Annotated in this window: 23 protein-coding genes and 1 pseudogene; 13 read left to right on the forward strand and 11 right to left on the reverse strand. The window is 66.6% G+C overall.

Annotated elements, in window-relative coordinates; all coding sequences use genetic code 11:
• Positions 1-54 precede the first annotated feature (54 nt).
• From AB0N05_RS24030 to AB0N05_RS24045, 4 genes are read right to left on the reverse strand one after another with little or no spacing between them, the layout of a single operon-like run.
• Complete coding sequence (locus AB0N05_RS24030; RefSeq protein WP_364698083.1) at positions 55-870, reverse strand: SDR family NAD(P)-dependent oxidoreductase; 816 nt, start codon at positions 868-870, stop codon at positions 55-57.
• Between the two features lie 31 nt (positions 871-901).
• Positions 902-1633 (reverse strand): glucose 1-dehydrogenase, encoded by a 732-nt coding sequence (locus AB0N05_RS24035; protein ID WP_364698084.1) that lies wholly within the window; start codon positions 1631-1633, stop codon positions 902-904.
• Position 1634: 1 nt separating this feature from the next.
• Positions 1635-3380, reverse strand: a complete 1746-nt coding sequence (gene kstD / locus AB0N05_RS24040; protein WP_364698085.1) for a 3-oxosteroid 1-dehydrogenase — start codon at positions 3378-3380, stop codon at positions 1635-1637.
• An 11-nt stretch (positions 3381-3391) separates the two neighbouring features.
• Entirely contained in the window at positions 3392-4147 is a 756-nt protein-coding gene (locus AB0N05_RS24045; protein ID WP_364698086.1) for a glucose 1-dehydrogenase, read from the reverse strand.
• Positions 4148-4319: 172 nt separating this feature from the next.
• Between AB0N05_RS24045 and AB0N05_RS24050 the strand changes: the two genes are divergently transcribed.
• The 4 genes from AB0N05_RS24050 (at position 4320) to AB0N05_RS24065 (ending at position 7760) form a co-directional block, all read left to right on the forward strand.
• On the forward strand, positions 4320-5453 hold the full coding sequence (locus AB0N05_RS24050; protein WP_364698087.1) for an LLM class flavin-dependent oxidoreductase: 1134 nt from the start codon (positions 4320-4322) through the stop codon (positions 5451-5453).
• A gap of 29 nt (positions 5454-5482) precedes the next feature.
• Positions 5483-6238, forward strand: coding sequence for a glucose 1-dehydrogenase (locus AB0N05_RS24055; RefSeq protein ID WP_364698088.1), 756 nt, complete (start codon positions 5483-5485; stop codon positions 6236-6238).
• A gap of 27 nt (positions 6239-6265) precedes the next feature.
• A complete protein-coding gene (locus tag AB0N05_RS24060) occupies positions 6266-7219 on the forward strand; it encodes an alpha/beta hydrolase (RefSeq protein ID WP_364698089.1) in 954 nt (317 codons plus the stop codon).
• A gap of 121 nt (positions 7220-7340) precedes the next feature.
• A complete protein-coding gene (locus tag AB0N05_RS24065; RefSeq protein WP_364698090.1) occupies positions 7341-7760 on the forward strand; it encodes a DUF4189 domain-containing protein in 420 nt (139 codons plus the stop codon).
• 8 nt (positions 7761-7768) lie between these two features.
• On the opposite strand, the gene AB0N05_RS24070 is transcribed toward AB0N05_RS24065, so the two are convergent.
• A complete protein-coding gene (locus AB0N05_RS24070) occupies positions 7769-8983 on the reverse strand; it encodes an MFS transporter (protein ID WP_364698091.1) in 1215 nt (404 codons plus the stop codon).
• Positions 8984-9091: 108 nt separating this feature from the next.
• Here AB0N05_RS24070 and AB0N05_RS24075 point away from each other — a divergent pair, with 108 nt between their 5' ends.
• Positions 9092-9430 (forward strand): ArsR family transcriptional regulator, encoded by a 339-nt coding sequence (locus AB0N05_RS24075; protein ID WP_364698092.1) that lies wholly within the window; start codon positions 9092-9094, stop codon positions 9428-9430.
• Positions 9431-9439: 9 nt separating this feature from the next.
• Here AB0N05_RS24075 and AB0N05_RS24080 read toward each other — a convergent pair whose 3' ends face one another.
• The 3 genes and pseudogenes from AB0N05_RS24080 to AB0N05_RS24090 all read right to left on the reverse strand — a co-directional run bounded on the left by AB0N05_RS24080 (position 9440) and on the right by AB0N05_RS24090 (position 10301).
• Entirely contained in the window at positions 9440-9688 is a 249-nt protein-coding gene (locus tag AB0N05_RS24080; protein WP_364698393.1) for a DUF5313 family protein, read from the reverse strand.
• A gap of 77 nt (positions 9689-9765) precedes the next feature.
• Positions 9766-9834, reverse strand: a pseudogene (locus AB0N05_RS24085) (MarR family transcriptional regulator); the annotation flags it as partial.
• Between the two features lie 38 nt (positions 9835-9872).
• Positions 9873-10301 (reverse strand): nuclear transport factor 2 family protein, encoded by a 429-nt coding sequence (locus tag AB0N05_RS24090; protein WP_364698093.1) that lies wholly within the window; start codon positions 10299-10301, stop codon positions 9873-9875.
• 83 nt (positions 10302-10384) lie between these two features.
• On the opposite strand from AB0N05_RS24090, the gene AB0N05_RS24095 reads away from it, so the two are divergent.
• Positions 10385-10939 (forward strand): TetR/AcrR family transcriptional regulator, encoded by a 555-nt coding sequence (locus tag AB0N05_RS24095; protein WP_364698094.1) that lies wholly within the window; start codon positions 10385-10387, stop codon positions 10937-10939.
• 202 nt (positions 10940-11141) lie between these two features.
• Positions 11142-12365, forward strand: coding sequence for a glutamate ABC transporter substrate-binding protein (locus AB0N05_RS24100; RefSeq protein ID WP_364698095.1), 1224 nt, complete (start codon positions 11142-11144; stop codon positions 12363-12365).
• 49 nt (positions 12366-12414) lie between these two features.
• On the opposite strand, the gene AB0N05_RS24105 is transcribed toward AB0N05_RS24100, so the two are convergent.
• Positions 12415-14556, reverse strand: coding sequence for a RecQ family ATP-dependent DNA helicase (locus tag AB0N05_RS24105; RefSeq protein WP_364698096.1), 2142 nt, complete (start codon positions 14554-14556; stop codon positions 12415-12417).
• A 296-nt stretch (positions 14557-14852) separates the two neighbouring features.
• On the opposite strand from AB0N05_RS24105, the gene AB0N05_RS24110 reads away from it, so the two are divergent.
• The gene (locus AB0N05_RS24110; protein ID WP_364698097.1) at positions 14853-15254 is read left to right on the forward strand and encodes a hypothetical protein; all 402 of its coding nucleotides are present in this window, start codon (positions 14853-14855) and stop codon (positions 15252-15254) included.
• A 24-nt stretch (positions 15255-15278) separates the two neighbouring features.
• On the opposite strand, the gene AB0N05_RS24115 is transcribed toward AB0N05_RS24110, so the two are convergent.
• Positions 15279-16502: an RtcB family protein gene (locus tag AB0N05_RS24115; RefSeq protein ID WP_364698098.1), complete on the reverse strand. Its 1224-nt coding sequence runs from the start codon at positions 16500-16502 to the stop codon at positions 15279-15281.
• A 74-nt stretch (positions 16503-16576) separates the two neighbouring features.
• Positions 16577-17059 (reverse strand): MarR family winged helix-turn-helix transcriptional regulator, encoded by a 483-nt coding sequence (locus AB0N05_RS24120; protein WP_364698099.1) that lies wholly within the window; start codon positions 17057-17059, stop codon positions 16577-16579.
• Between the two features lie 110 nt (positions 17060-17169).
• Here AB0N05_RS24120 and AB0N05_RS24125 point away from each other — a divergent pair, with 110 nt between their 5' ends.
• The 5 genes from AB0N05_RS24125 (at position 17170) to AB0N05_RS24145 (ending at position 21376) form a co-directional block, all read left to right on the forward strand.
• Entirely contained in the window at positions 17170-18015 is an 846-nt protein-coding gene (locus AB0N05_RS24125) for an NAD(P)H-binding protein (RefSeq protein WP_364698100.1), read from the forward strand.
• 108 nt (positions 18016-18123) lie between these two features.
• Entirely contained in the window at positions 18124-19512 is a 1389-nt protein-coding gene (locus AB0N05_RS24130; RefSeq protein ID WP_364698101.1) for a DHA2 family efflux MFS transporter permease subunit, read from the forward strand.
• A 6-nt stretch (positions 19513-19518) separates the two neighbouring features.
• A complete protein-coding gene (locus AB0N05_RS24135) occupies positions 19519-19938 on the forward strand; it encodes a MarR family winged helix-turn-helix transcriptional regulator (protein ID WP_364698102.1) in 420 nt (139 codons plus the stop codon).
• 101 nt (positions 19939-20039) lie between these two features.
• Positions 20040-20210, forward strand: coding sequence for a hypothetical protein (locus AB0N05_RS24140; RefSeq protein ID WP_364698103.1), 171 nt, complete (start codon positions 20040-20042; stop codon positions 20208-20210).
• Positions 20211-20281: 71 nt separating this feature from the next.
• The gene (locus AB0N05_RS24145; protein WP_364698104.1) at positions 20282-21376 is read left to right on the forward strand and encodes a methyltransferase; all 1095 of its coding nucleotides are present in this window, start codon (positions 20282-20284) and stop codon (positions 21374-21376) included.
• Positions 21377-21407: the final 31 nt, after the last annotated feature.

Consider the following 21407-nt stretch of genomic DNA (forward strand, 5'->3'; position numbering starts at 1 on the left):
GTCGGGCTGCCCGGATCGCGGCGGGCGGCCGTTGACGAAGAGTGGGGCGGCGGGTCAAAGTTCCTTGCGCATCTGGGCGGTCAGCGGCTTCATGTAGGCGGAGCCGAGCAGGCGGCGCATGAGGTTCATGGCCTTGGCGTCCTTGCCGATCAGGATGAGCGGCTTGTTCTTTCGAATGCCGTCCAGGACGACCTGCGCGCACTTCTCCGGGCTGACCTGAGCCAGACGGTCGAAGTTGGCGGCCAGGGCATCCCGGTCGCGATTGGCGGAAGCCCGTGCCTTCCAGGCGATTTCGGTCTTGATCATGCCCGGATGCACGCTGGAGACGCCGACATTGTTGTCCGCGATGATCATCTCCTGGCGCAGCGCGTCGGTGAACGCGTGCATGGCGTACTTCGAAGAGCTGTAACCACTCTGGCTCGGGCAGGCCACCAGACCGAACATGGAGGACACATTGGCGATGTGCCCGTCACCGGAGGCGATGACGTGCGGCAGGAACGCCTTGGTGCCGTTCGCCGTACCCCAGAAGTTGATATTGAAGATCCACTCGAAATCTTCCCAGGTCACGTCCTCGACATTGGCGGTCAGCGAGACACCGGCATTGTTGATGACGATATTGACCTTGCCGAAATCGGCCACCACCTCGTCGGCGTGCGCGTAGACGGCAGCCCGGTCCGAGACGTCCAGCTGGTAGGCGCGGGCCTTCGCACCCTCCTTCTCGCACAGCGCCGCCGTCTCGGCGACGCTCTCGAGCGTGCGGCCGGACAGCGCCAGCTGCGCGCCATTGCGGGCCAGTTCCAGGGCCAGGGCCCGTCCGATGCCCGCACCCGCACCGGTAATGACGGCGACCTTGCCGTTGAAGTCCTTCATGTGGCCAATTTCCTTGTCTCGCAGCGAGGTACTACTGGGTGGTGAAGCCGCCGTCGGCGATGAATTCCGCGCCGGTGCTATAGGAGGATTCGTCGGAGATGAGGAACAGCACCAGATTGGCGAGTTCCTCCGGGGTTCCCGGGCGAGCGATGGGCTGGGTGGCCGCGATAGCAAGGGAGCGTTCGGAAGTCGCGGTCATCTCGGTGGCGATAATGCCGGGATGCACCGAGTTGACGCGGATATTGTCGACGGCCAGTTCCTGCGCGGCCGTCTTGCTCATACCGCGCACCGCCCACTTGGACGCCACATAGCCGAGGATGTTCGAGTAGCCGATCAGCCCGCCGGTCGAGGAGATGTTCACGATCGAGCCGACGCCCGCACGGCGCATGGAACCGATCACGGCCTTCATACCCAGGAAGACGCCGACCTGATTGACGTCGATGACCTTGCGGTAGTCGGCTTCCGCGAGCTTCTCGATCGGGTCCACATGCACGATGCCCGCATTGTTGACCAGGCCCGAGACGGGACCGAACTTCGCCTCGGCCGTGGCGACGACCTCGTTCCAGGCACCCTCGTCGGTCACATCCAGGGGCAGGAAGAGCGCGTTCTCACCGATGTCAGCGGCCAGCTTCGTGCCTTCTTCGAGCAGGACATCGGCGATCACCACCTTCGAACCCTCGGCGGCAAGCCTGCGGGCGAAGGCCGCGCCCATGCCGCGCGCACCGCCGGTGATGATGACGTTCTTGGTATCGACACGTCCCATGTCATTTCTCCTGATTCTGCGCGGCAGCACGCCGGGGAGCCCGCTTGGCGGGAGCCGGATCGGCCGAAGTCACTTCCGCGGCAACCGGTTCCAGATCGGCCAGGTGATTGGCGGCGATGTAGCCGAACGTCATGGCGGGTCCGATCGTCGCGCCCGCACCGGCGTAGTCATTGCCCATGACCGCGGCGGAGTTATTGCCCGCAGCGTAGAGCCCGCGAATCACCTCGCCCTGGTCATTGAGCACGCGTGCATGCTCGTCGGTGACGAGGCCGCCCTTGGTGCCCAGATCGCCCGGCACCATCTCGACCGCGTAGAACGGGCCACGCTCGAGCGGGGCAATGGTCGGGTTGGGCTTGACGGTCGGATCACCGTAGTACCGGTCGTAGGCGGAATCGCCGCGCTGGAAGTCCTCGTCGCGCCCCTGCTTGGCGAACCCGTTGAAACGCTCCACGGTCGCGGCCAGCTTGTCCGCCGGAATGCCCAGCTTGGCGGCCAGCTCGGCGAGCGTGTCGGCCTTCTTGATGATGCCCGAGTCGTAGTAGCTCTGCGGCAGTTCACGTTTGGGGAAGTTGCCCAGGAACAGGTACCGGTCGCGGAAGTTCTGATCGAAGATGAAGTGCGCCGGAATGCTGCCCACGCCTTCGGCTTCCATCTCGTACATCTTGTGCACGACGTTCACGTACGGCGCGGACTCGTTGACGAAGCGCTCGCCATTGTCATTGACCATGATCGCGCCCGGCTGTGATCGCTCGGCCAGGCAGAAGAACGGCGGCCGGTTCTCGGGGCTGCGCACCGACGGACCCCACCAGGCGTCATCCATGAGATCGACCGCGCCGCCGACCTTCTGGCCCGCCACAATGCCCTCGCCGACATTCTCGACCGCGCCGACGGTCCAGTCAGTGGACTGCGGCCCGGAGATGTACTGCTTGCGCATCTCCAGGTTGTGCTCGAAGCCGCCCGCGGCCAGGATCACGCCGCGCCGCGCCTTGATGGTGACCGGACGGCCCTCATGCTCGACCCGCACGCCGACGACGGTGTCGCCCTCGGTGATCAACTCGGTCAGCGGCGTGCTCAGCCACACCGGCACGCCCGCATCGCGCAGCGACAGCCACAACCGAGCGGCGAGCGCCTTGCCCAGGCTCAGCGGCAGCGCGCCCTTGAGCATGTTCAGCGCGGTGAGCGCACCCACCTTCATGGCGGTCTTCTTGCCCGCCCAGGTGCGCGCGATCATATTCAGGTCGTGGAAGTCCTTGACCGTGATGGCAATGCCCTTGGGCGCGGACATGGTCGGCTGATTGATCTTGTGCAGATCCCCGCCGAGCAGTCGCCCGTCGATCGGCTTGGGCTCGATGCTGCGACCCTGCGCCAGGCCGCCCGGGTACTCCGGGTGGTAATCGGAATAGCCACGGTCGTAAGCGAATTCCCAATGCTTGGAGCGAGCGCCGATGTAGGACATCATCTCCGGACCCTTGTCCAGGAATGCGCGCTGCTTCTCCTCCGGAACCCGGTCGCCGACAACGGCTTTCAGGTAGGTGCGGGCCATCTCGGGACTGTCCGGCACACCGGCCGCATTCAGCACCGGATTGTTCGGGATCCAGATGCCGCCGCCCGAACGCGCGGTGGACCCGCCGAACAGTCGGCTCTTCTCGATCAGGGTGACCGACAGGCCACGGTAGGCGGCGGTCAGCGCGGCGGTCATGCCCGCGGCGCCGGAACCCACGACAACGACGTCGAATTCGAATTCCATGTAATAAGTCCTTAGTAGCCGCAACTGGTGAGCATGCCGCCGTCGACGACGAATTCGCCGCCGGTGCAGTAGCTCGAGGCATCCGACGCCAGGAACAGCGCCACCTCGGAGACCTCGACGGGCTGACCCCAGCGCGGAATGGGCAGTTCGGAAAAGAAGGTGTTGCCGTCCACCCCGCTCGCACCCGCCACGGACGCGGTCATCGGGGTGGCGATGGCGCCCGGATGGATCGAGTTCACCCGGATACCCGAGTGCCCCAGTTCCCGGGCGGCGGACTTGGTGAGACCGCGCAGCGCGAACTTGCTCGCGCTGTAGGCGGCCAGGCCGGACGCGCCGACGAAGCCCTCGACCGAGGACACATTGACAATGGATCCCCCACCGGCCGCGATCAGGGCGGGCGCGACCGTCTTGATGCCCAGCCAGGAGCCGGTCACATTGATGGCCATGATGGTGTTGAACTCGTCCAGGCTCATGTCCACGATGGGCTTGAACCGCAGGATGCCCGCGTTATTGACCAGGATGTCCAGCCGCCCATAGCGGGCGACCGTCTCGGAAACCGCTGCCTGCCAGTCACTTTCACTGGTGACATCGTGGTGCACGAAGTGGGCGGCGTCGCCGATCTCGGCGGCCAGGGCCTTGCCCTCCTCATCGAGCACATCGCCGAACACCACACGTGCACCCGCCGCGACGAAGCGCCGCACATGCTCCGCACCCATGCCCCGCGCACCGCCCGTGACGAATGCGACCTTCCCGTCCAGCTGTCCCACCGGTTCCCGTCCTTCCTCAGCGTTTGAACCGACGCTAAGGCGGGGGGTGAGCAGCGGCACCGTGTGGTCCCGGCCACTGAGACATCCGAATGACCTGAGGGTTTGAGTCCAGAAGTATTCCGGTTAGGCATAAGCGCCCGCGAGGGCGGGAACCAGGCGGCAAGGAGTCCGAATGAAGTTCTCGATGATCTTCGAAGCGCAGATGACCGACCCCACCGCCGAGCACGAAGCTCGAGTCCTGCGCGACTCCGTCGAACAGGCGGTGCTGGCGGACGAGGTCGGCTTCGACACCGTCTGGGCGGTCGAGCACCACGGGCTCAAGTGGTACGCGCATATGAGCGCGCCGGAGATCTTCCTGACCTGGGTGGCCGCCAAGACCTCGCGGATTCGCATCGGCCACGGCGTGGTGTGCATGCCGTTCAACTTCAATCATCCGGTGCGGGCCGCCGAACGCGCCGCCATGCTCGACGTGCTCTCGGGCGGGCGCTTGAACCTGGGCGCGGGCCGTGGCGCGACCACCGTCGAAACCTCCATGTGCGGAGTCGATCCCGACCGAACCTATCGGGAGGTCGAGGAATCACTGCGCATGATCGCCGCCGCATGGCAGGATCCGGAAGCCGAATTCGAGTACCACGGTGAGCTTTTGGATATCTCACCCCATCATCTGCTGCCGCGTCCGGTGCAGCGTCCGCATCCGCCGCTGTTCATGGCCTGCACCAAGAAAGACACCCTGAAGCTGGCCGCCGACTACGGAATCGGCGCGCTGGTACTGGGTTTCGCGGGTGTCGAGGAAATCGCGGAACTGCGCGGCATCTACGACGCGGCCATTGCCGAACGCACCGGGGAACGATTCGTCTCCACCGTCGTCAATGATCACTTCGCGGCCCTGTGCCCGACCATCGTGCTGGACGACCGGGAACGCGCGCAGCAGATCGGCGCGCGCGGGCAGCGGTTCTTCGCCCAGGCCATCAAGCACTACTACGGTGCCGGGCCGGTGCCGGACGAGGCCGTGGATCCCACCGTCGACGAGGTCGCCAAGATCAAGCAGGCGGCCGAGGAACACGTCGCCTACCTGCACGAAGCCAAGATCCCGGTGAAGTCCGGCTCCACCGCCATCTTCAATACCGAGCACGCCTACGGCAATGCCGACGACGCCATCGCGTACGTGGAACGCCTTCAGGAAGCGGGCGCGGACGAGATCCTATGCCTCATCCAAATGGGCACCGTGCCGCAAGAGGCGTGCCTGGAAACCATTCGTCAGTGGGGCGAGAAGGTCATTCCCCATTTTCAAAGCCGGACCAAATAGCACCGTCGCAACAAGTAGAAGGAATCGAAATGGCTGATCTGACAGGCAAAGTCGCCCTGATCACCGGTGCCGCGCGCGGCCAGGGTGCCGCCGAGGCGCGACTGTTCGTCGAGCGCGGCGCGAAGGTGATCATCACCGACGTGCTGGAGACCGAGGGCAAGGAACTCGCCGAATCCCTCGGCGACGCCGCCCTTTTCGTCCGCCACGACGTCACCGACCCCGAGAGCTGGGATGCCGCGGTAGCCGCGGGCCTCGCGGCCTTCGGCACGCTGAACGTCCTGGTCAACAATGCCGCCATCTACCTGATGAAGCCACTCGTGGAGACCAGCGCCGACGAGCTGGAACGGATCATGCAGGTCAACCTGATCGGCCCGTACCACGGCATCAAGGCCGTCGTCCCGGCCATGATCGAGGCCGGGAGCGGCTCGATCGTCAATATCTCCTCACAGTCCGGCCTGGAGGGGCTCTCGAACCACTCCGCCTACGGCTCCTCCAAGTGGGGCCTGCGCGGCCTGAGCCGTTACGCCGCACTGGAACTCGGCCCGAACCAGATCCGGGTCAACTCGGTGTACCCCGGCCCGATCGCCACCCCGATGGTCCCCTATCTGACCACCGGCCCGGGCAGCTTCCCGACCCTTCCCCTCGAGCGCACCGGCCTGCCCGAGGAGGTCGCCGAACTGGTCGCCTTCCTGGCCTCCGATGCCGCCGCCTACATCACCGGCGCCGAAGTCGCCGTCGACGGCGGTCTCGCCGCGGGCAAGTTCATCCCGCGAGATATGCAGTAACAGCACAGTTTTCAAGGAAGGCCCGCAATGCCCCTGGCACCCGAATGGCAGTCCTTCGTGGACGCCGCCACCGCCGCGTTCCCCGCCCTCGGCACCGAGGTGCTCGACGCGGCGGAGGCGCGGGCCTTCCTCGCCGCCCGTTCCGCCCCCGCCGTCGTACCGATTCCCGTTGCGGCGGTCGAGGAATGGCTGGTCCCCGGACCCGAGGACGCACCCGAGGTGCCCGTCCGGCTCTACCGCCCACTCGACGCCGAGCCGACACCCGGCGTGGTGGTCTTCTATCACGGCGGAGGGTTTGTCCTGTGCAGCCTCGACAGCCATGACCGGTTCTGCCGCCTCATGGCGAACGAGGCCGGGGTGATCGTGATTTCGGTGGATTACCGCCGCGCCCCCGACGCCCGCTTCCCCGCCGCCGCCCACGACGCCTACGCGGTACTGCGCTGGGTCGCCGACAATGCCGAATCCCTCGGCGGCGACCCGGCCCGCCTCGCCGTGGCCGGAGACAGCGCGGGCGGCAATCTCGCCACCGTCGCCGCCATTCAGGCCCGCGACAATGGCGGGCCCGATATCGCCTTCCAGCTGCTCCTGTACCCCATGCTGGATCCCGCCTGCGACAGCGCGTCCTACACCGAGAACGCCGAGGGCTACTTCACCACCGCGGCCCACATGCGCTGGTACTGGCAGCAGTATCTGATCACGGACGCCGACAGGTCCGACCCCTACGCCAATCCCCTCCTCGCCGAACTCACCGGCCTCCCGGCCGCCCATATCGCCACGGCCGAATTCGATCCGCTGCGCAACGAGGGTGAGGTCTACGGCGGGCTGCTGCGCGACGCGGGCGTGCCCGTGGAGATCCACCGCTGGAACGGCACGGTCCACGGCTTCATGTCCATGGCCTTCCACCTCCCGGAAACCCAGCAGGCCAACGCATCCGCCTTCACCGCCCTGCGCAAGGCCCTCACCCGCACCGGCGTCTCGTAGGCGCTGTTCACCAACTCGTCGCCGAGCTCTCAGCCAAATCCCAGCCGAAAGCCCTCCGCGCGTAAACGATCACCGTCTAGCATCGGGCAGGTTCGCATTGTCTGAAATGTTGGGGGTTCTCTTGTCGGTAGCACGCATCGCCACCCTCACCGCGGCCATGGCCGCCGTCTGCACGGTCGCCACCGCCGGGAACGCGGCGGCCGCAGGGCAGTACTTCGGCACCATCGCGGTCTCCAAGCTCAAGAACTCCGCGGTGGTCTCCGCCGACGGCGGGAGCAAGGTCCAGGCCGATGCCGCCGCCATCCGCGACTGCGGCTACTACGACTGCGAAATCGTCTTCCGCTTCAATGACGGCTGCGCCGCCATAGCCCAAGGCGCGGACGGCAATTGGGGCTGGGCCGCCGCGGGCTCCCGCGAGGAGGCCGAGGGAGCCGCCGTGGCGGGCCTCGGCGAAAGCACCCCAGCCTTCCCCGACCTCGGCAGCGCCAGCCCCCGCGCCGCCCGCGTAGTCGCCTCTGCCTGCACCGTGAACGTGCAGTAGCCCGAATCTCACCGAGGGGAATCCACGGTGGCGGCCCGGACGCGGACTATCAGCGCGCCGACCACCGCCGCGGCCCCGACCACACCCGCGAAGGTCGTCGCGCCCGTCGTCAAACCGACTGCGTCACTGAGGAATCCCGCCGACAGCGGCAGTACCGCGGCCGGTAGATAACCGCCGACATTCTGCGCGGCATTCGCCTCGGCCAGCCGATCCGCGGACACACTCGCACTGATCGCGGTGAGACCACCGAACTGCCCCATCCCCTGCCCGATTCCGGCGAGGATCGCGGCCACCCCGAACAGCACGAACGACGACAGCCGCAGCGCCGACACCAGGGTGATCATGCTCAGCGCCGTCGCCGCGGCTCCGCCGAGCAGAATCGTGCGCAACCGCAGGCGGCTGACCGCGAACTGAATTCCGGTCGCGCCCAGGAACATGACGAAGGCCAGCCCACCCGCGACAATCCGATTACCGGCCCCGAGCAGCGACGACAACAGCGACGGGCCCAGCGACAACACGAACGAGGTCGCGGTGATCCCCGGCGCGAACACGGCAATTCCGAGCAGCACGGCGGTCCGCCCGCCCGGAGCCACCGCCGGAATCCGAATCCAGGGGCCGCGTCCGCCCGGCCCCTTCGGCAGATCCAACCGCACCACCACCGCGAAAGCCGAAGCCAGCAAGACGATCTCGACCACGAATATGGTGACGGTCGGCGCGGGCAGCGTCTCCGACAACAGCCCCGCCAGCAGCGGACCGAACCCCGCCCCCAGCACCATCGCCGACGAAGCCGCCAGTGCGGCAAGCCGTTTCCGCTCCGGCCCGCCGATATCGGTCACCGCCGCCATGCCCGCCGATACGGTCGCGCCGACCGCTATGCCGGTGAGCAGGCGTGCGACCGCCAGCACCGCCACCGAGCCCGCGGTGGCGAACAGGACGCACGCGATCATCGCCAGCACCACCGCGGGCAGCAGCACCGGCTTGCGGCCGATCCGGTCCGACAACACGCCCGCGACCAGCAGCGCACCCAGCAAACCGACTATGTAACAGGCGAATACGGCCGTCAATGTGCCCGACGAGAAGCCGAGCTCGCCCTGCCACACCACATACAGCGGCGTCGGCGCGTTCGACAGCACGAATACCGCGAGCACCGGCCAGGCCGCCAGCCACACCGTGGCGGTCCCCGTCGATCGCGCGGTTCCGGGCCGCGCCATCAGTGTCGCCATCGCATCCTCCACTAGTTCGACTTTTCTCGTACTACTACGACAAGAGTCGAACTTAGCATCTAGTACGATAAGACTCGTACTAGGCGGCCGCGAATCACAGGAGACTCGATGACTTCCACGGACAGCCCGGCGACCACGCTCCCCGAGCCCGCCCGCGCCGACCTGCGCCTGGAGGATGTCCTCGGCGTACTGAGCGATCCCCTACGCCTCGGCATGGTCCAGAAATTGCTGCTCGAATCCCCCGACACCGACCGCTCATGCAGCTGGTTCGGCATCGACCGCCCGAAATCCACGCTGACCCATCACTTCCGGGTGCTCCGCGAGGCCGGCGTCACCCGCCAGCAGCAGTACGGCCTGGAACGCCGCAGCCGAGTCCGTACCGAAGACCTCGATGCCCGCTTCCCAGGCCTGCTGAATCTCGTCCGCGACTGGACTCCCGCGAACTGACGTTCCCGACTAGCGCTGGTAGCGGGCCTCATAAGCGGCACGTTCGGCGGCACGTCGGGTGGCTCGGGCCGGGCTCTCCAAGTCTTGCGGGAAGCCATGTTTCGCGAGGCGATGAGCACGGTTCATCGGCATGTAGGCGACGATGTAGAAGACCGCCAGCAGGAATGCCAGCAGGATCATTGCGCCGCGCAGCCAGAGTTCGCCCGGGAACAGCAGGAATGCGGCGAAGATCGGGGTCATCGGGAACAGGCCGCGAATGAGATGCCTTGGGAAGGCATACTTTCCGGTGAGATCATTGCGAACCCATTGCGCTCATCGTGGCTGTCGCGCCGCCAGGTGATGAGCCCGGCGGCCTCGAGCCGCTTGAGCAGCGGCGACAGCGTCGGCGAATCGAGTTGAATCGCCTTCCTCGGCCTAGCTTGCGATGCGGTGGTGACGGCTTTCACGCCGATGGCTGCGGCTGCGCCAGCGCGGCGATCCGGGCGGTGTCCATGTAGTCGCGGAACAGCGTCACCAGGCCGTTCTGTACTCGAATCACGTTGACAGAGGTGCGAATCCAGGCGCGCTCCGTGCCCGGATAGGACAGCTCGACGTCGTTCTCGACAAGGAAGACCTCCGGATCGGCGGTCTCGTGGATGGTCGGGCGGATGCCGTACACCTCGACGCCGGACATTCCGGACCAGCGCTTGGCCAGGAGCGCGCGGATCTCCTCGCGCCCCTCGAGCCGGTCCGGCAGGCCGGGAATGGGGAAGGGGATCTCGAAGACGGCATCCGGGGCCATCAGTGCGGCGAACGCATCAGCATCGCGGGCGGGTAGGCCGAGGAACAGCCGTTCCACCAGGTCACGAGGGGTTTCGAGGGATGTGGACATAACGCCTCCTAAAACGGAACGTATAGCCCGCTAAGTATCCGGGGCGCACGTTCCGATTGTCAATGGGCGGGTAGGCTGCGAACGTGACCGATCGCCCCCTGCGCGCCGACGCCCGCCGCAATCGCGAGCGCGTCCTGGCCGCCGCGCAGGAAGCCTTTGCCGCCGAGGGGATTTCGGTACCCCTGGACGAGATCGCCCGGCGCGCGGGCGTCGGCGCGGGCACCGTGTACAGGCACTTCCCCACCAAGGAGGCGCTGTTCGAGGCCGCCATCCTGGACCGGGTCGAGAAAATGACCACCCACGCCCGCGACGCGGCGACCGCCGAGGACGCGGGCGCGGTGTTCTTCGACTTCCTGCAACGAATGGTCGAAGACGGCGGGGTCAAGCGGGACCTGGCCGATGCCCTCGGCCCCCAGGGACACGATGTCTACGCCGGGCCGTCCCAGCAGCTGAAAAAGGCGATCGGCGAATTGCTTTCACGCGCCCAGCGGGCGGGCGCGGTGCGCGACGATATCGGCGTCGACGATCTCGTGGCGATTCTGAAGGGCCTGTTCCTGGCCGCCCACACCAGCAATGCCGATTCCGGGCTACTGGCCCGGACCTTCGCCGTCATGACCGACGGACTCCGCACCCGATAGCGCTGTCGCAAAGCTCTAGCAAAGATCGCTGAAATATTGCGGAGCATTGGAGCAATTCACAAATCGCCCTAGTAGTTCGGCGATGTGCACATATTTTCCGCGCTCTGGTGATTTGATGCTCGGTGTGCTGACAGGTTGCCTTCGGTGATTACGGCCCGGAGCTGTTCTTCCCCGCAAATATGACGACAGGAGATCAGGCTCGATGAAGCGTGCGATCCGCGTGGCCGCCGTCGCGGCCGGTCTGACACTGGCCGCCTGTGCACGAGACACCGAACCCGACGCCGGACCGCCCGCACCGCCGCCGCGGACGCTCACCATCGGCATCAAATTCGACCAGCCCGGGCTGTCCACCCGCGGGGCGGACGGCAAACCGCAGGGCTTCGATGTGGACACCGCCGTCTACATTGCCGGGAAGCTCGGCGTCACCCCCGATCACATCACGTGGCGCGAGGCCAGATCCGAGCAGCGCGAAGACCTCTTGAACTCGGGCACAGTCGATTTCGTCGTGGCCTCGTACTCCATCACCGCCGGGCGGCAGCAGCTCGTCTCGTTCGCCGGGCCCTACCTCATGGCCGGACAGGACCTGCTGGTGCGGCAGAGCGAACGCGGCATCGACCGGCCCGAGGATCTCAATGGCCGCACCGTATGCACCGCCGAGGGCTCCACCTCCGCCGAGAAGATCCGCCGCAGCTTCGCCTACGGCGTGCAGCTCACCACCCGCGACACCTACGCGCAGTGCGTCGCCGACCTGCTCACCGGCACGGTCGACGCCGTCACCACCGACGATGTCATCCTCGCCGGATACGCCCACGAACACCCCGGCACCCTGAAGGTGGCCGGTCACCGCTTCACCCGCGAGCGCTACGGCGTCGGCATCCGCAAGGGCGATCTCGACCTGCAGGGCCGGATCACCGCGATCATTCGCATGATGATCGACGACGGCAGCTGGCGAAAGTCCATGGAGACCAACCTGACCGCCGGTGGCTACAAGCCCCTGGCCGCCCCCGTCGTCTTCAATGCCCCGGACAAGGCCGTCGAACCCGGCGACCCCACCACCCTGGACCCGCAGCTGATCAGCACCACCAAGGCCGTGGCCGCCACCTCCAATGCCCGCGACTGGGAGGGCTTCCGCTCCCTGGTCTGCCCCGAGAACGCCGACGCCATAGACGAAATCGTCTTCGGCTACACGCCCCAATTCGACAAGGGCCTCGGGTCGGAGGTCAAGAACGCCGGATACACCAATACCGTCACCGGCGTCACCCAATCCGACCCCAATACCGCCACCTTCGTCTTCCACGAAGCCTTCACCAATGTCCCCGAGAAGTACCGCCAGTACTTCAAGGACATCGACTACACCGGCAATATGGTCCGCCGCGACGGCTCCTGGAAACTCTGTTCCCTCGCAGCGGATTTCGTCGAACCCTGACCTGACCGGCGATCGGCATCTCCTTCAGGCGAAGTAGTGGCCGCGGCCGTCAGGAGGGGGTGGCCAGGGCGAATGGGAGCACTGCGTCCGCCCCGGCGGCACGTAGCGCGCGGGCGGCCATGGTGAAGGTCCAGCCGGTGTCGGAGAGGGCGTCCACGAGCAGGATGGGTCCGTCCACGGCGGTGAGATCCGGTGTCTCCCAGGCATTGTGCAGCGCGGCGACACGGTGGGCGGAATTGACGGCCGAGGGCGGGGGCACATCGGGGCGCAGCTGCAGGATGCCGAGATCCTGGAGCTTGCCGACCTGGGCGAGGCGGGCCGCCAGGGAAGTCGTCAGCAGTCGGTGGCGGGGCGTGTCCAGAACCATGACGGCGGTAGGCCGCTGGGACCAATTCCATTCGCGGAGAACGGTTGTGCAGGCCTGGAAGACCTCATCGGGCACCGGGGCATCCGGGCCGTCCAGGATGGCGCGCAGGCGCTGACCCCAGCCCAGATTGCTCAAACGGCCCAGCACCCGGCCGGTCTCCGCACCGCCGGTAATCTTGCCGGACAGCGAGATTCCCATTTTCGCCATGCCGGTCGGCCACTGCTTACGCGGCGCGAGGTCGATGCCCGGCCGGTCCAGGCGAGCGCGGATGGCGGTGAGATCGGCGGTATCCACGGTGGTGTCGGCGCGGGTCCCGGTGCAGTTGTCGCAGCGCCCGCAGCCGGGGGCATCGGCGGCCAGGCCCGGATCGTCGAGCTGGTGGCGCAGGAAGTTCATCCGGCATGCGGTGGTGGACTGGTAGTCGATCATCGCCTGCTGTTCGGCCTCGCGGGCCACCGAAAGGCGTTCGTAGCGTTCGGTGTCGTACTCCCAGGGCTGACCCGTGACCAGCCAGCCGCCGCGCACCCGCTGCACGGCACCGTCCACATCGAGCACCTTGAGCACCATCTCCAGTCGGGAGCGATTGAGCTCCACCAGGGGCTCCAGGGCAGCGGTGGACAACGGGCGATCATGATCCAGCGCATCCAGCACCGAGCGAACAATGTGTTCGCGCGGAAAGGCCACGGACGCGAAGTAACTCCAGATCCTGCGGTCTTCCGGACCGGGCAGCAGCACGACCTCGGCGCGTTCGGTGCCACGACCCGCACGACCGACCTGCTGGTAGTAGGAGATCGGTGAGGACGGCGCACCGACGTGCACCACGAAACCGAGATCGGGCTTGTCGAAACCCATGCCCAGCGCGGAGGTGGCGATGAGCGCCTTCACCTCATTGTTCAGCAGGCCCTGTTCGAGCGCCTCGCGCTCGCTCGGGTCCGTCTGACCGGTGTAGGCAGCCACGGTGTGGCCGTGCGAATTCAGCACATCGGCCAGATCATTCGCGGCCGCCACGGTGAGCGCGTAGACGATGCCGGAGCCCGGCAGTTCGCCCAGCCGCTTGCTCAACCAGGCCGTCCGCTCGACCGCATCCGGAATCTGCACCACCGACAGGTGCAGGGATTCGCGATCGAGGGTGCCGCGCAAAACCAGGGTGTCGGTGCCGATCTGGGTCGCCACATCGGTGACCACGCGGTCATTGGCGGTGGCCGTGGTGGCCAGCACCGGGACGTCCGAGCCGAGATCGGCGATGAGGGTGCGGATCCGCCGGTAGTCCGGGCGGAAATCGTGGCCCCAGTCCGAAACGCAGTGCGCCTCGTCGATCACGACCAGGCCCGCGTCGGCGGCCAGCTTGGGCAGCACCGAATCCCGGAAGTCCGGATTGTTCAGCCGTTCCGGGCTGACCAGCAAGACATCGACATCGCCCGCCGCCACCTGCGCGTGAATATCATCCCATTCGGTGACATTGCCCGAATTGATGGTCGCCGCAACGACTCCCGCGCGTTCCGCCGCCGCCACCTGGTTGCGCATGAGCGCCAACAGCGGCGACACGATCACCGTGGGCCCGCGCCCCGCCGCGCGCAGCAGCTTGGCCGAGATGAAGTAGACCGCGGACTTACCCCAGCCGGTGCGCTGCACCACCAGGGCACGCCGCCGCTGCACCACGAGCGCCTCGATGGCGGTCCACTGATCCTCCCGCAGCCGCGCACCCGGCCCGGCCAGTTCCCGCAGTAGCTGTTCGGCCGCATCGCGCAGGCTCGGCGCGGCTGCGGAATCGGTCGGCAGAGCTGCGGTCTGGGTCTGCGGGTCGGTGGAAGTCACGCGGTCCATCGTGCCCCACCGGACCGACAGTCGACCCTCGCCATCCAACTTCGCACCGCAACACACCGTGGTAGCGGCGATTTGTCCGGACTGTCGGATGTTGCGTGACCTGCGGAGCGCGCCTTGATTGCGGTGCGGTCAAGATCACCCGAAGCGCCGGATCGGAGCGGACAATAAAGTACCGGGAACGAAGGGCGTCCCGGGGGAACAAAGGGATGACGGCAATGCCGGAGAAGTTTCCGTCGCCCACGGGGTGGACTCCACCTGGGGCGCAATTCCGAAGTAGTGGAACAGTTTCTCGCACGGTGACCGGCACATTGGTGGGGCTGGTGGTGACCCCGATCGGGATCGCCCTCGCCGCACGCGGGGCAGCGGGCACCAAACAATGGATCATTCTCGGCGACTTCGCGGACCGCCTCGGCTCCGCCTTCCAGATCCTCGTCGCCGCGGCACTCTTCCTCTTGGTCGCGGTACTGGCCGGCTATTCAGCGGCGGGCACCATCATCGCGGGTCTGGTCTGGGGAGTCCTCCCCGGAATCATCCACCTGATCTTCCCGCACGACACCTTCCGATTGATCGGCAATCTCCCGCTCGTCTCCGACGAGATGCACGTGGCCCTGTTCGAATGGCTGCAAACGGGATTCCCGCTGATCGTCGGCATCCTCCTGATCGGAGCCGGGGTAGCGACGACACTGCGCCGCCGCTGACCCCGGCCCGGAATCAACCGCAAATCAACCCTTCACACACAGCACCTGACGAAGTGTCGCGACAATATCCACCAGATCGCTCTGGGCAGCGATGACCTGATCGATGTCCTTGTACGCCGCGGGGATCTCATCGACCACCCCGGCGTCCTTACGCGACTCCACACCCTCGGTCTGGGCGATCAGGTCCGCCACGGTGAACTGCCGCTTGGCCGCATTACGGCTCATGCGGCGGCCCGCACCGTGCGACGCGGACTGGAACGACAGCGGATTCCCCTTGCCGCGCACCACATACGAGCGCGTCCCCATGGATCCCGGGATCAGCGCCAGATCACCCGCACCCGCCCGCACCGCCCCCTTACGGGTCACCAGCATGGGCATACCGTCGATGACCTCCTCCGCCACATAGTTGTGGTGGCAGGAGATGGTGTCGTCGAAATCGACGGTAATTCCGGCGAATTCGTCGCGCACCGCCTTGCAGACCAGCGCCAGCATGACCGCGCGATTGCGGGCCGCGTACTCCTGCGCCCAGGTCAGATCCCGGCGGTAGGAATCCATTTCCGGTGTCCCGGACAGGAATACCGCCAGATCCTTATCCGGCAGGTCCTGATTATGCGGCAGCGCCCGCGCGACCGACATGTGCCGCTCGGCGAGTTCCTTACCGATATTCCGGCTTCCGGAGTGCAGCAGAATCCATACGCGCTGTTCAGAATCCAGACAAACCTCGCAGAAGTGATTACCTCCGCCAAGGGTTCCCATCTGCTTGTGCGCCTTGGATTCCCGCGAATGCACGGCCGGATCCAGTGCGTCGAATGCCTTCCAGAACTTCTCCCAGCCCGCACGCAGCGTGGTGCCCGCCGCGCGCTGCCCGGAGATCTCGGCATTGAGCCGGTTCACGTTCACCGGATCATCGTGCGACGCGAAGCCCACCGGCACGGCCGCCTCGATCCGTGACCGCATCGAATGCAGATTGTCGGGCAGATCGGACGCGGTCAGCGAGGTCCGCACCGCTTCCATCCCACACCCGATATCGACCCCCACGGCCGCCGGCGACACCGCATCCTTCATCGCGATGACCGACCCGACGGTCGCCCCCTTACCGAGGTGCACGTCCGGCATCACCCGCACGCCGTAGACCCATTCCAGCCGGGCGATATTCCGCAGCTGTTGCAGCGCGGCCGCCTCGACTTCATGCTCGTGGGCCCACATGAGCGTCTGCGCTCGAGTTCCGCGCAGCTCGACGGGAAACATTGGACTGTCCTTCCTTTTGACTGTCCAACACGGTAGGTGCAGCGCCCAGGTCGACGCACGGGATTATTCGGGCGTCAGGCGTCCTTGGCCAGGCCGCGCTCCTTCAATCCTTCGAGGGAATCGACGTATTGGAGCATCAGGCGGGCGAATTCGAGACGGTCGTGCTCGGACCAGTCGGCGGTGATGTAGTCGTAGGCGTCGCGCTGGTGTTTGCGGTAGCGGGCCATGAACTCGATACCCTCGGGACTGAGTTCCAGGACCGAGCGGCGGCCGTCTTGCTGGGAGGCCGCGCGCCGCAGGTATCCGGCCTTGATGATGTCGCTGACCATGCGGCTGGCCACCGAGGGGTCGACGCCGCACAACTCCGCGATCATGCCGACGGTCACCTCGGATTTCCTGCCCTCCTCCAGGACCATATTGAGCACCAGGGTGCGGTTCAGATCCTTGGAGGAGATGGGGTTTTCGACCTCCAGCAGCGCGGTGCGCCGCAGCTTGCCGAAGGCGGGGCCGACCGCATTCAGCAGGTCATCGGCTTTCCGCAAGTCCTTGGGAGTCATGTGCACATCGTATATCCATGCTCATACGAATACATGTGTTGACACGCAATCGTGTGCATGCGAGCATATATCTGCACAGCAACACATAATCTGCTCGAACGGAGAACACCATGACCACGCTCATCACCGGCGCTCGCGGCAAGATCGGCCAGGCGGTCATCGCCCGACTGCACGACGACGGCCTCCCGGTCCGCGCCGCCAGCGCCGATCCCTCCGCCCTCACCGTCCCGGCCGGAGTCGACACCGCCGAACTGCGCCTGGACGCCCCCGAGACCTTCGATGCCGCCCTGAAGGGCGTCACACAGGTGCTCCTCTACGCCGAACCCGCCGCCATCGACGCCTTCATCGCCACCGCTCAGGCGGCGGGAGTCGAGCACATCGTGCTCATCTCCTCATCCTCGGTGCTCGACGCGGACGCCACCGACGACTCGATCGGCGGGCACCACCTTGCCGTCGAGAACGCCCTCGCCGCATCGGATCTCACCACGACCGTGCTGCGCCCCGGCGCATTCGCCAGCAATACCTTCGGCTGGGCCTACTTCATCAGCCACGATCTGCCTATCCAGCTCGCCTACCCGGACGCCGGGATCACCCCGATCCACACCGCGGATATCGCCGATATCGCCATCGCCGCCCTCACCGGCGCCACCGCTGTGCGTGGCCGCACCTTCAATCTCACCGGCCCGCAAGCCCTCACCTTCCGCGAGCAGCTCGCCATCGTCTCCGATGTCCTCGGCCGCGATATCCCCCTGGTGCACATCACCCACGCCGAACAGCTCGCCCAGATGTCCCAGCACATGCCCGCCGATATGGCCGACGGCCTGCTCGACTTCTGGGCCGCCGCCACCGCACACCCCGAAACCGTCGGCGACACCGCCGAATCCGTGCTCGGCACCACCGCCCGCAGCTTCGAACAGTGGGTTCGCGAACACGCCGCCGCCTTCTCCCGCTCCTGACTCGCGCGCAATGGCTCGCGACCGCACCTGCTCCGAGGCCCGGGCACCCTCCCCCGCGCTCGACTTCGGCCTCGTGTCTACGAGGCCCCCTCTCCCCCAAGGCTTTTCATGTCCGCACTGCTGGCCCCCGCCGCGTCCCTCTCCACGCGCCGCCGCTGGGCCGTCCTCGCCGTCATTCTCTTCGCCGAGATCATTGATCTCCTCGACTCGACCATCACCAATATCGCCGCCCCCACCATTGCCGCCGATCTCGGCGGCGGCGCCTCGCTCGTCCAATGGCTAGGTGCCGCTTACACACTCGCCATGGGTGTCCTGCTGGTGGTCGGCGGACGCCTCGGCGATAAGTTCGGCCGCCGCAACCTATTCCTCATCGGCATAATCGGTTTCACGCTCGCCTCCGTCGCCTGCGGCCTGGCCGGTGAACCCGCCACGATCATCGTGTGCCGCGTCCTTCAGGGTGCCTTCGGCGCATTGCTCATTCCGCAAGGCTTCGGCATTCTCGGCGCGATCTTCCCCCGCGAGGAACTCGGCAAGGCCTTCGGCGCCTTCGCCCCCATCCTCGGCCTGTCCGCCGTGTGCGGCCCCATCCTCGCCGGATTCCTCATCGACGCAGACCTTTTCGGCCTCGGCTGGCGTGCCATGTTCCTGATCAATATCGTGCTCGGCGGTCTCGCCACCGTGCTGGCCGTCCGGCTGCTCCCCCACGATTCCGGCGATCGCTCCGTCACCGTCGACGGCCTCGGCTCCGGCCTGCTGGCCGCCGCCATGCTCGGCTTCCTCTACGGCCTGATCGACGGCCCGGCCAATGGCTGGACCGTCCTGCCCATTCTCACGATCAGCACCGGCATCGCCTGCTTCCTGATGTTCTGCCTGCGTCAGCGCAGCGCCCGCAGCCCGCTGCTGGAACCCTCGCTGTTCCGCAATCGCGGCTTCACCGGCGGCCTGCTGCTCGGTCTCGGCTACTTCGCCGCCACGGCCGGACTGCTGTTCACGCTGTCCCTGTATCTGCAGGATGTGTTGCACCGCAGCCCGACTCAGGCCGCTCTCAACCTCGCACCGATCGCCGTCGGCATCATTGTCGCGTCGATCGCCGCCCATCAGCTGCTCGACCGCCTCGGTCGCACGCTGGTCGGCATCGGTTTGCTGCTGACCCTGCTCGGCACCCTCTCCCTGCTCGCCCTCGTCGCCGCCACCGATCCCACGCCGTGGACGCTCATCGCGCCCGTCTTCCTCACCGGTCTCGGCCTCGGCGCCTGCTTCGGCAGCATCTACCGCGTCACCCTCGGCGATATCGCCCCCGCCGAAGCAGGCAGCGCCAGCGGCTCGCTCTCCGCTGTCCAGCAGCTGGCCAACAGCATCGGCGCCGCCGCCGTCACCACCGTCTACTTCCACACCGGCGGCACGACCACCGCCCTCGCCGTCATCGCGGGTACGGTCGTCGTCTGCGGTGGGCTCGCCCGCCTGCTCCCCCGCCACGCCCAGCCCGAATCCCACTGAAAGCGAATGCCTCTCATGAAGCCCATCGGCTACTGGCTCAACCGCACCGACGCCGCCCTCACCTCCTATATGAACGCCATGCTCGACGAGTTCGGCCTCACCCGCCTGGTCTGGCAGGTCCTCAATGTCGTCGAAGACGGCGCGGATGTGCCCGACACCGCCATCCACTCGGTGCTGGCCGCCAATGCCGACACCGACAGCCTGAACACCGCCATCGCCACGGCCCTCGCCGGGAATTGGGTGCACCGCCCCGCCGCCGACCGCCTCGCCCTCACCGAAGACGGCAAGCAGCGCCTCGCCGCGGTGGCCGAACGCGTCGACGCCTTCCGCGAACTATCCACCGCGGGCATCAGCCTCGACGAATACCGCACCGCCGTCTCGGTTCTCGAACGCATCACCGCCAATCTCGAATCCCCCTCCGCCTGAACATCACTCGCATAGTGCGCGGACCGTTCCCGGTCCGCGCATTCGCAGTAGCCCCGAACCGCCGATCTCCGTACGATCGAAGCAGGGGAAGGGAGCACATCATGGCGGAGCACACTTCAGGCGGCGAGCAGGATCCTCGCGCCCGCTGGCGGCAGCTACCTCCGGAGCCGGACAAGTGGGTCGAGGAGACCGCGCTGGATCCGGGTTCCGCCGGGTACACGGTGCCGAATGTCGATCCGACCGAGGAATTCCTGCGCCGCTACGGCTCGTAAATCGCCGCTTGCAGGGCAAATACCGCGTAACCTGGATAATCGTCCGTGCTGCCACGACCCTTGGAGTCGTCATGGCGTCCGCATCAAAGGTTCCTCCACTGCCGCTGCTGCGCGGCCTCGAATTGTTCCGGAACGGTCTGGCCAAGCTGCACCGGCGGACGGTTCCCGGGCATATCGCGCTACTCGAATTGCATATGACCGGGTACCTGTCGCAGGCCATCGGCGCGGCCGCCGAGCTCGGGATCGCGGACGCGCTCGCCGAACGGCCCAGGCAACCGCAAGATCTCGCGAAGGCGCTCGGCGTCGACGAGGATGCGCTGCGGCGGCTCATGCGGCTGCTGCTCAGCTTCGACATCTTCACCCAGCGCGGCGACGGATCCTACGCGCTGAACGGGCTCTCGAAGTCGCTGCGCTCGGACGCACCCGTGACGCTGCGAGACCTGTTCCGGTTCTTCGGATCCGAATACCACCGCAATCATTGGACGCATCTCCCCGAGGCGGTACGCACCGGGCAGCCGGTGGGCCCGATGCTGGACGGTAAGAGCTTCTTCGAATACACCGCCGAGCACCGCGATATCGGCGAACTATTCGACCGGGCCATGACCAGCGTCAGCACCCTCGCGGTGGAACCACTGCTGGCCGCCTACGACTTCGGGCGCTTCGGCACCCTGGTGGATCTCGGTGCGGGACACGGCAGTCTGCTCATCGACATCCTGCAACGCAGCCAGGCCACGCGCGGCATCATCTTCGATCTGCCCGAAGTGGTCGAGGAACTCCCCGCGCAGCTCGCGAGCCTCGGGCTGGCGGACCGGCTCACCGTCGAAACCGGATCATTCTTCGAATCGGTGCCCAAGGGCGGGGATGCCTACATTCTCAAGCACATCATTCACGACTGGTCCGATGCGGAAGCCGAACGGATTCTGCGCACCACCCGCGCGGCCATGGAACCCGACGCGACCCTGCTGATCATCGATATCGTGCTGCCCAAGCATCGCCGCCCGCACGCGGGCAAGTTCATCGATATCGAGATGCTGGTGAACAATACCGGCCGCGAACGCACCCAGGTCGATCTCGGAAACCTGCTGGCGCGTGGTGGTTTCACCCTCACCAAGGTGACACAGACCGCCGCGCCCGACTGTGTGGTGGAGGCGCGCCCCATGCGATGATCGGCCCCCAGCGCCGATCACCACATGCCCA

It is taken from the genome of Nocardia sp. NPDC051030 (assembly GCF_040683015.1).
GTDB lineage: Bacteria > Actinomycetota > Actinomycetes > Mycobacteriales > Mycobacteriaceae > Nocardia.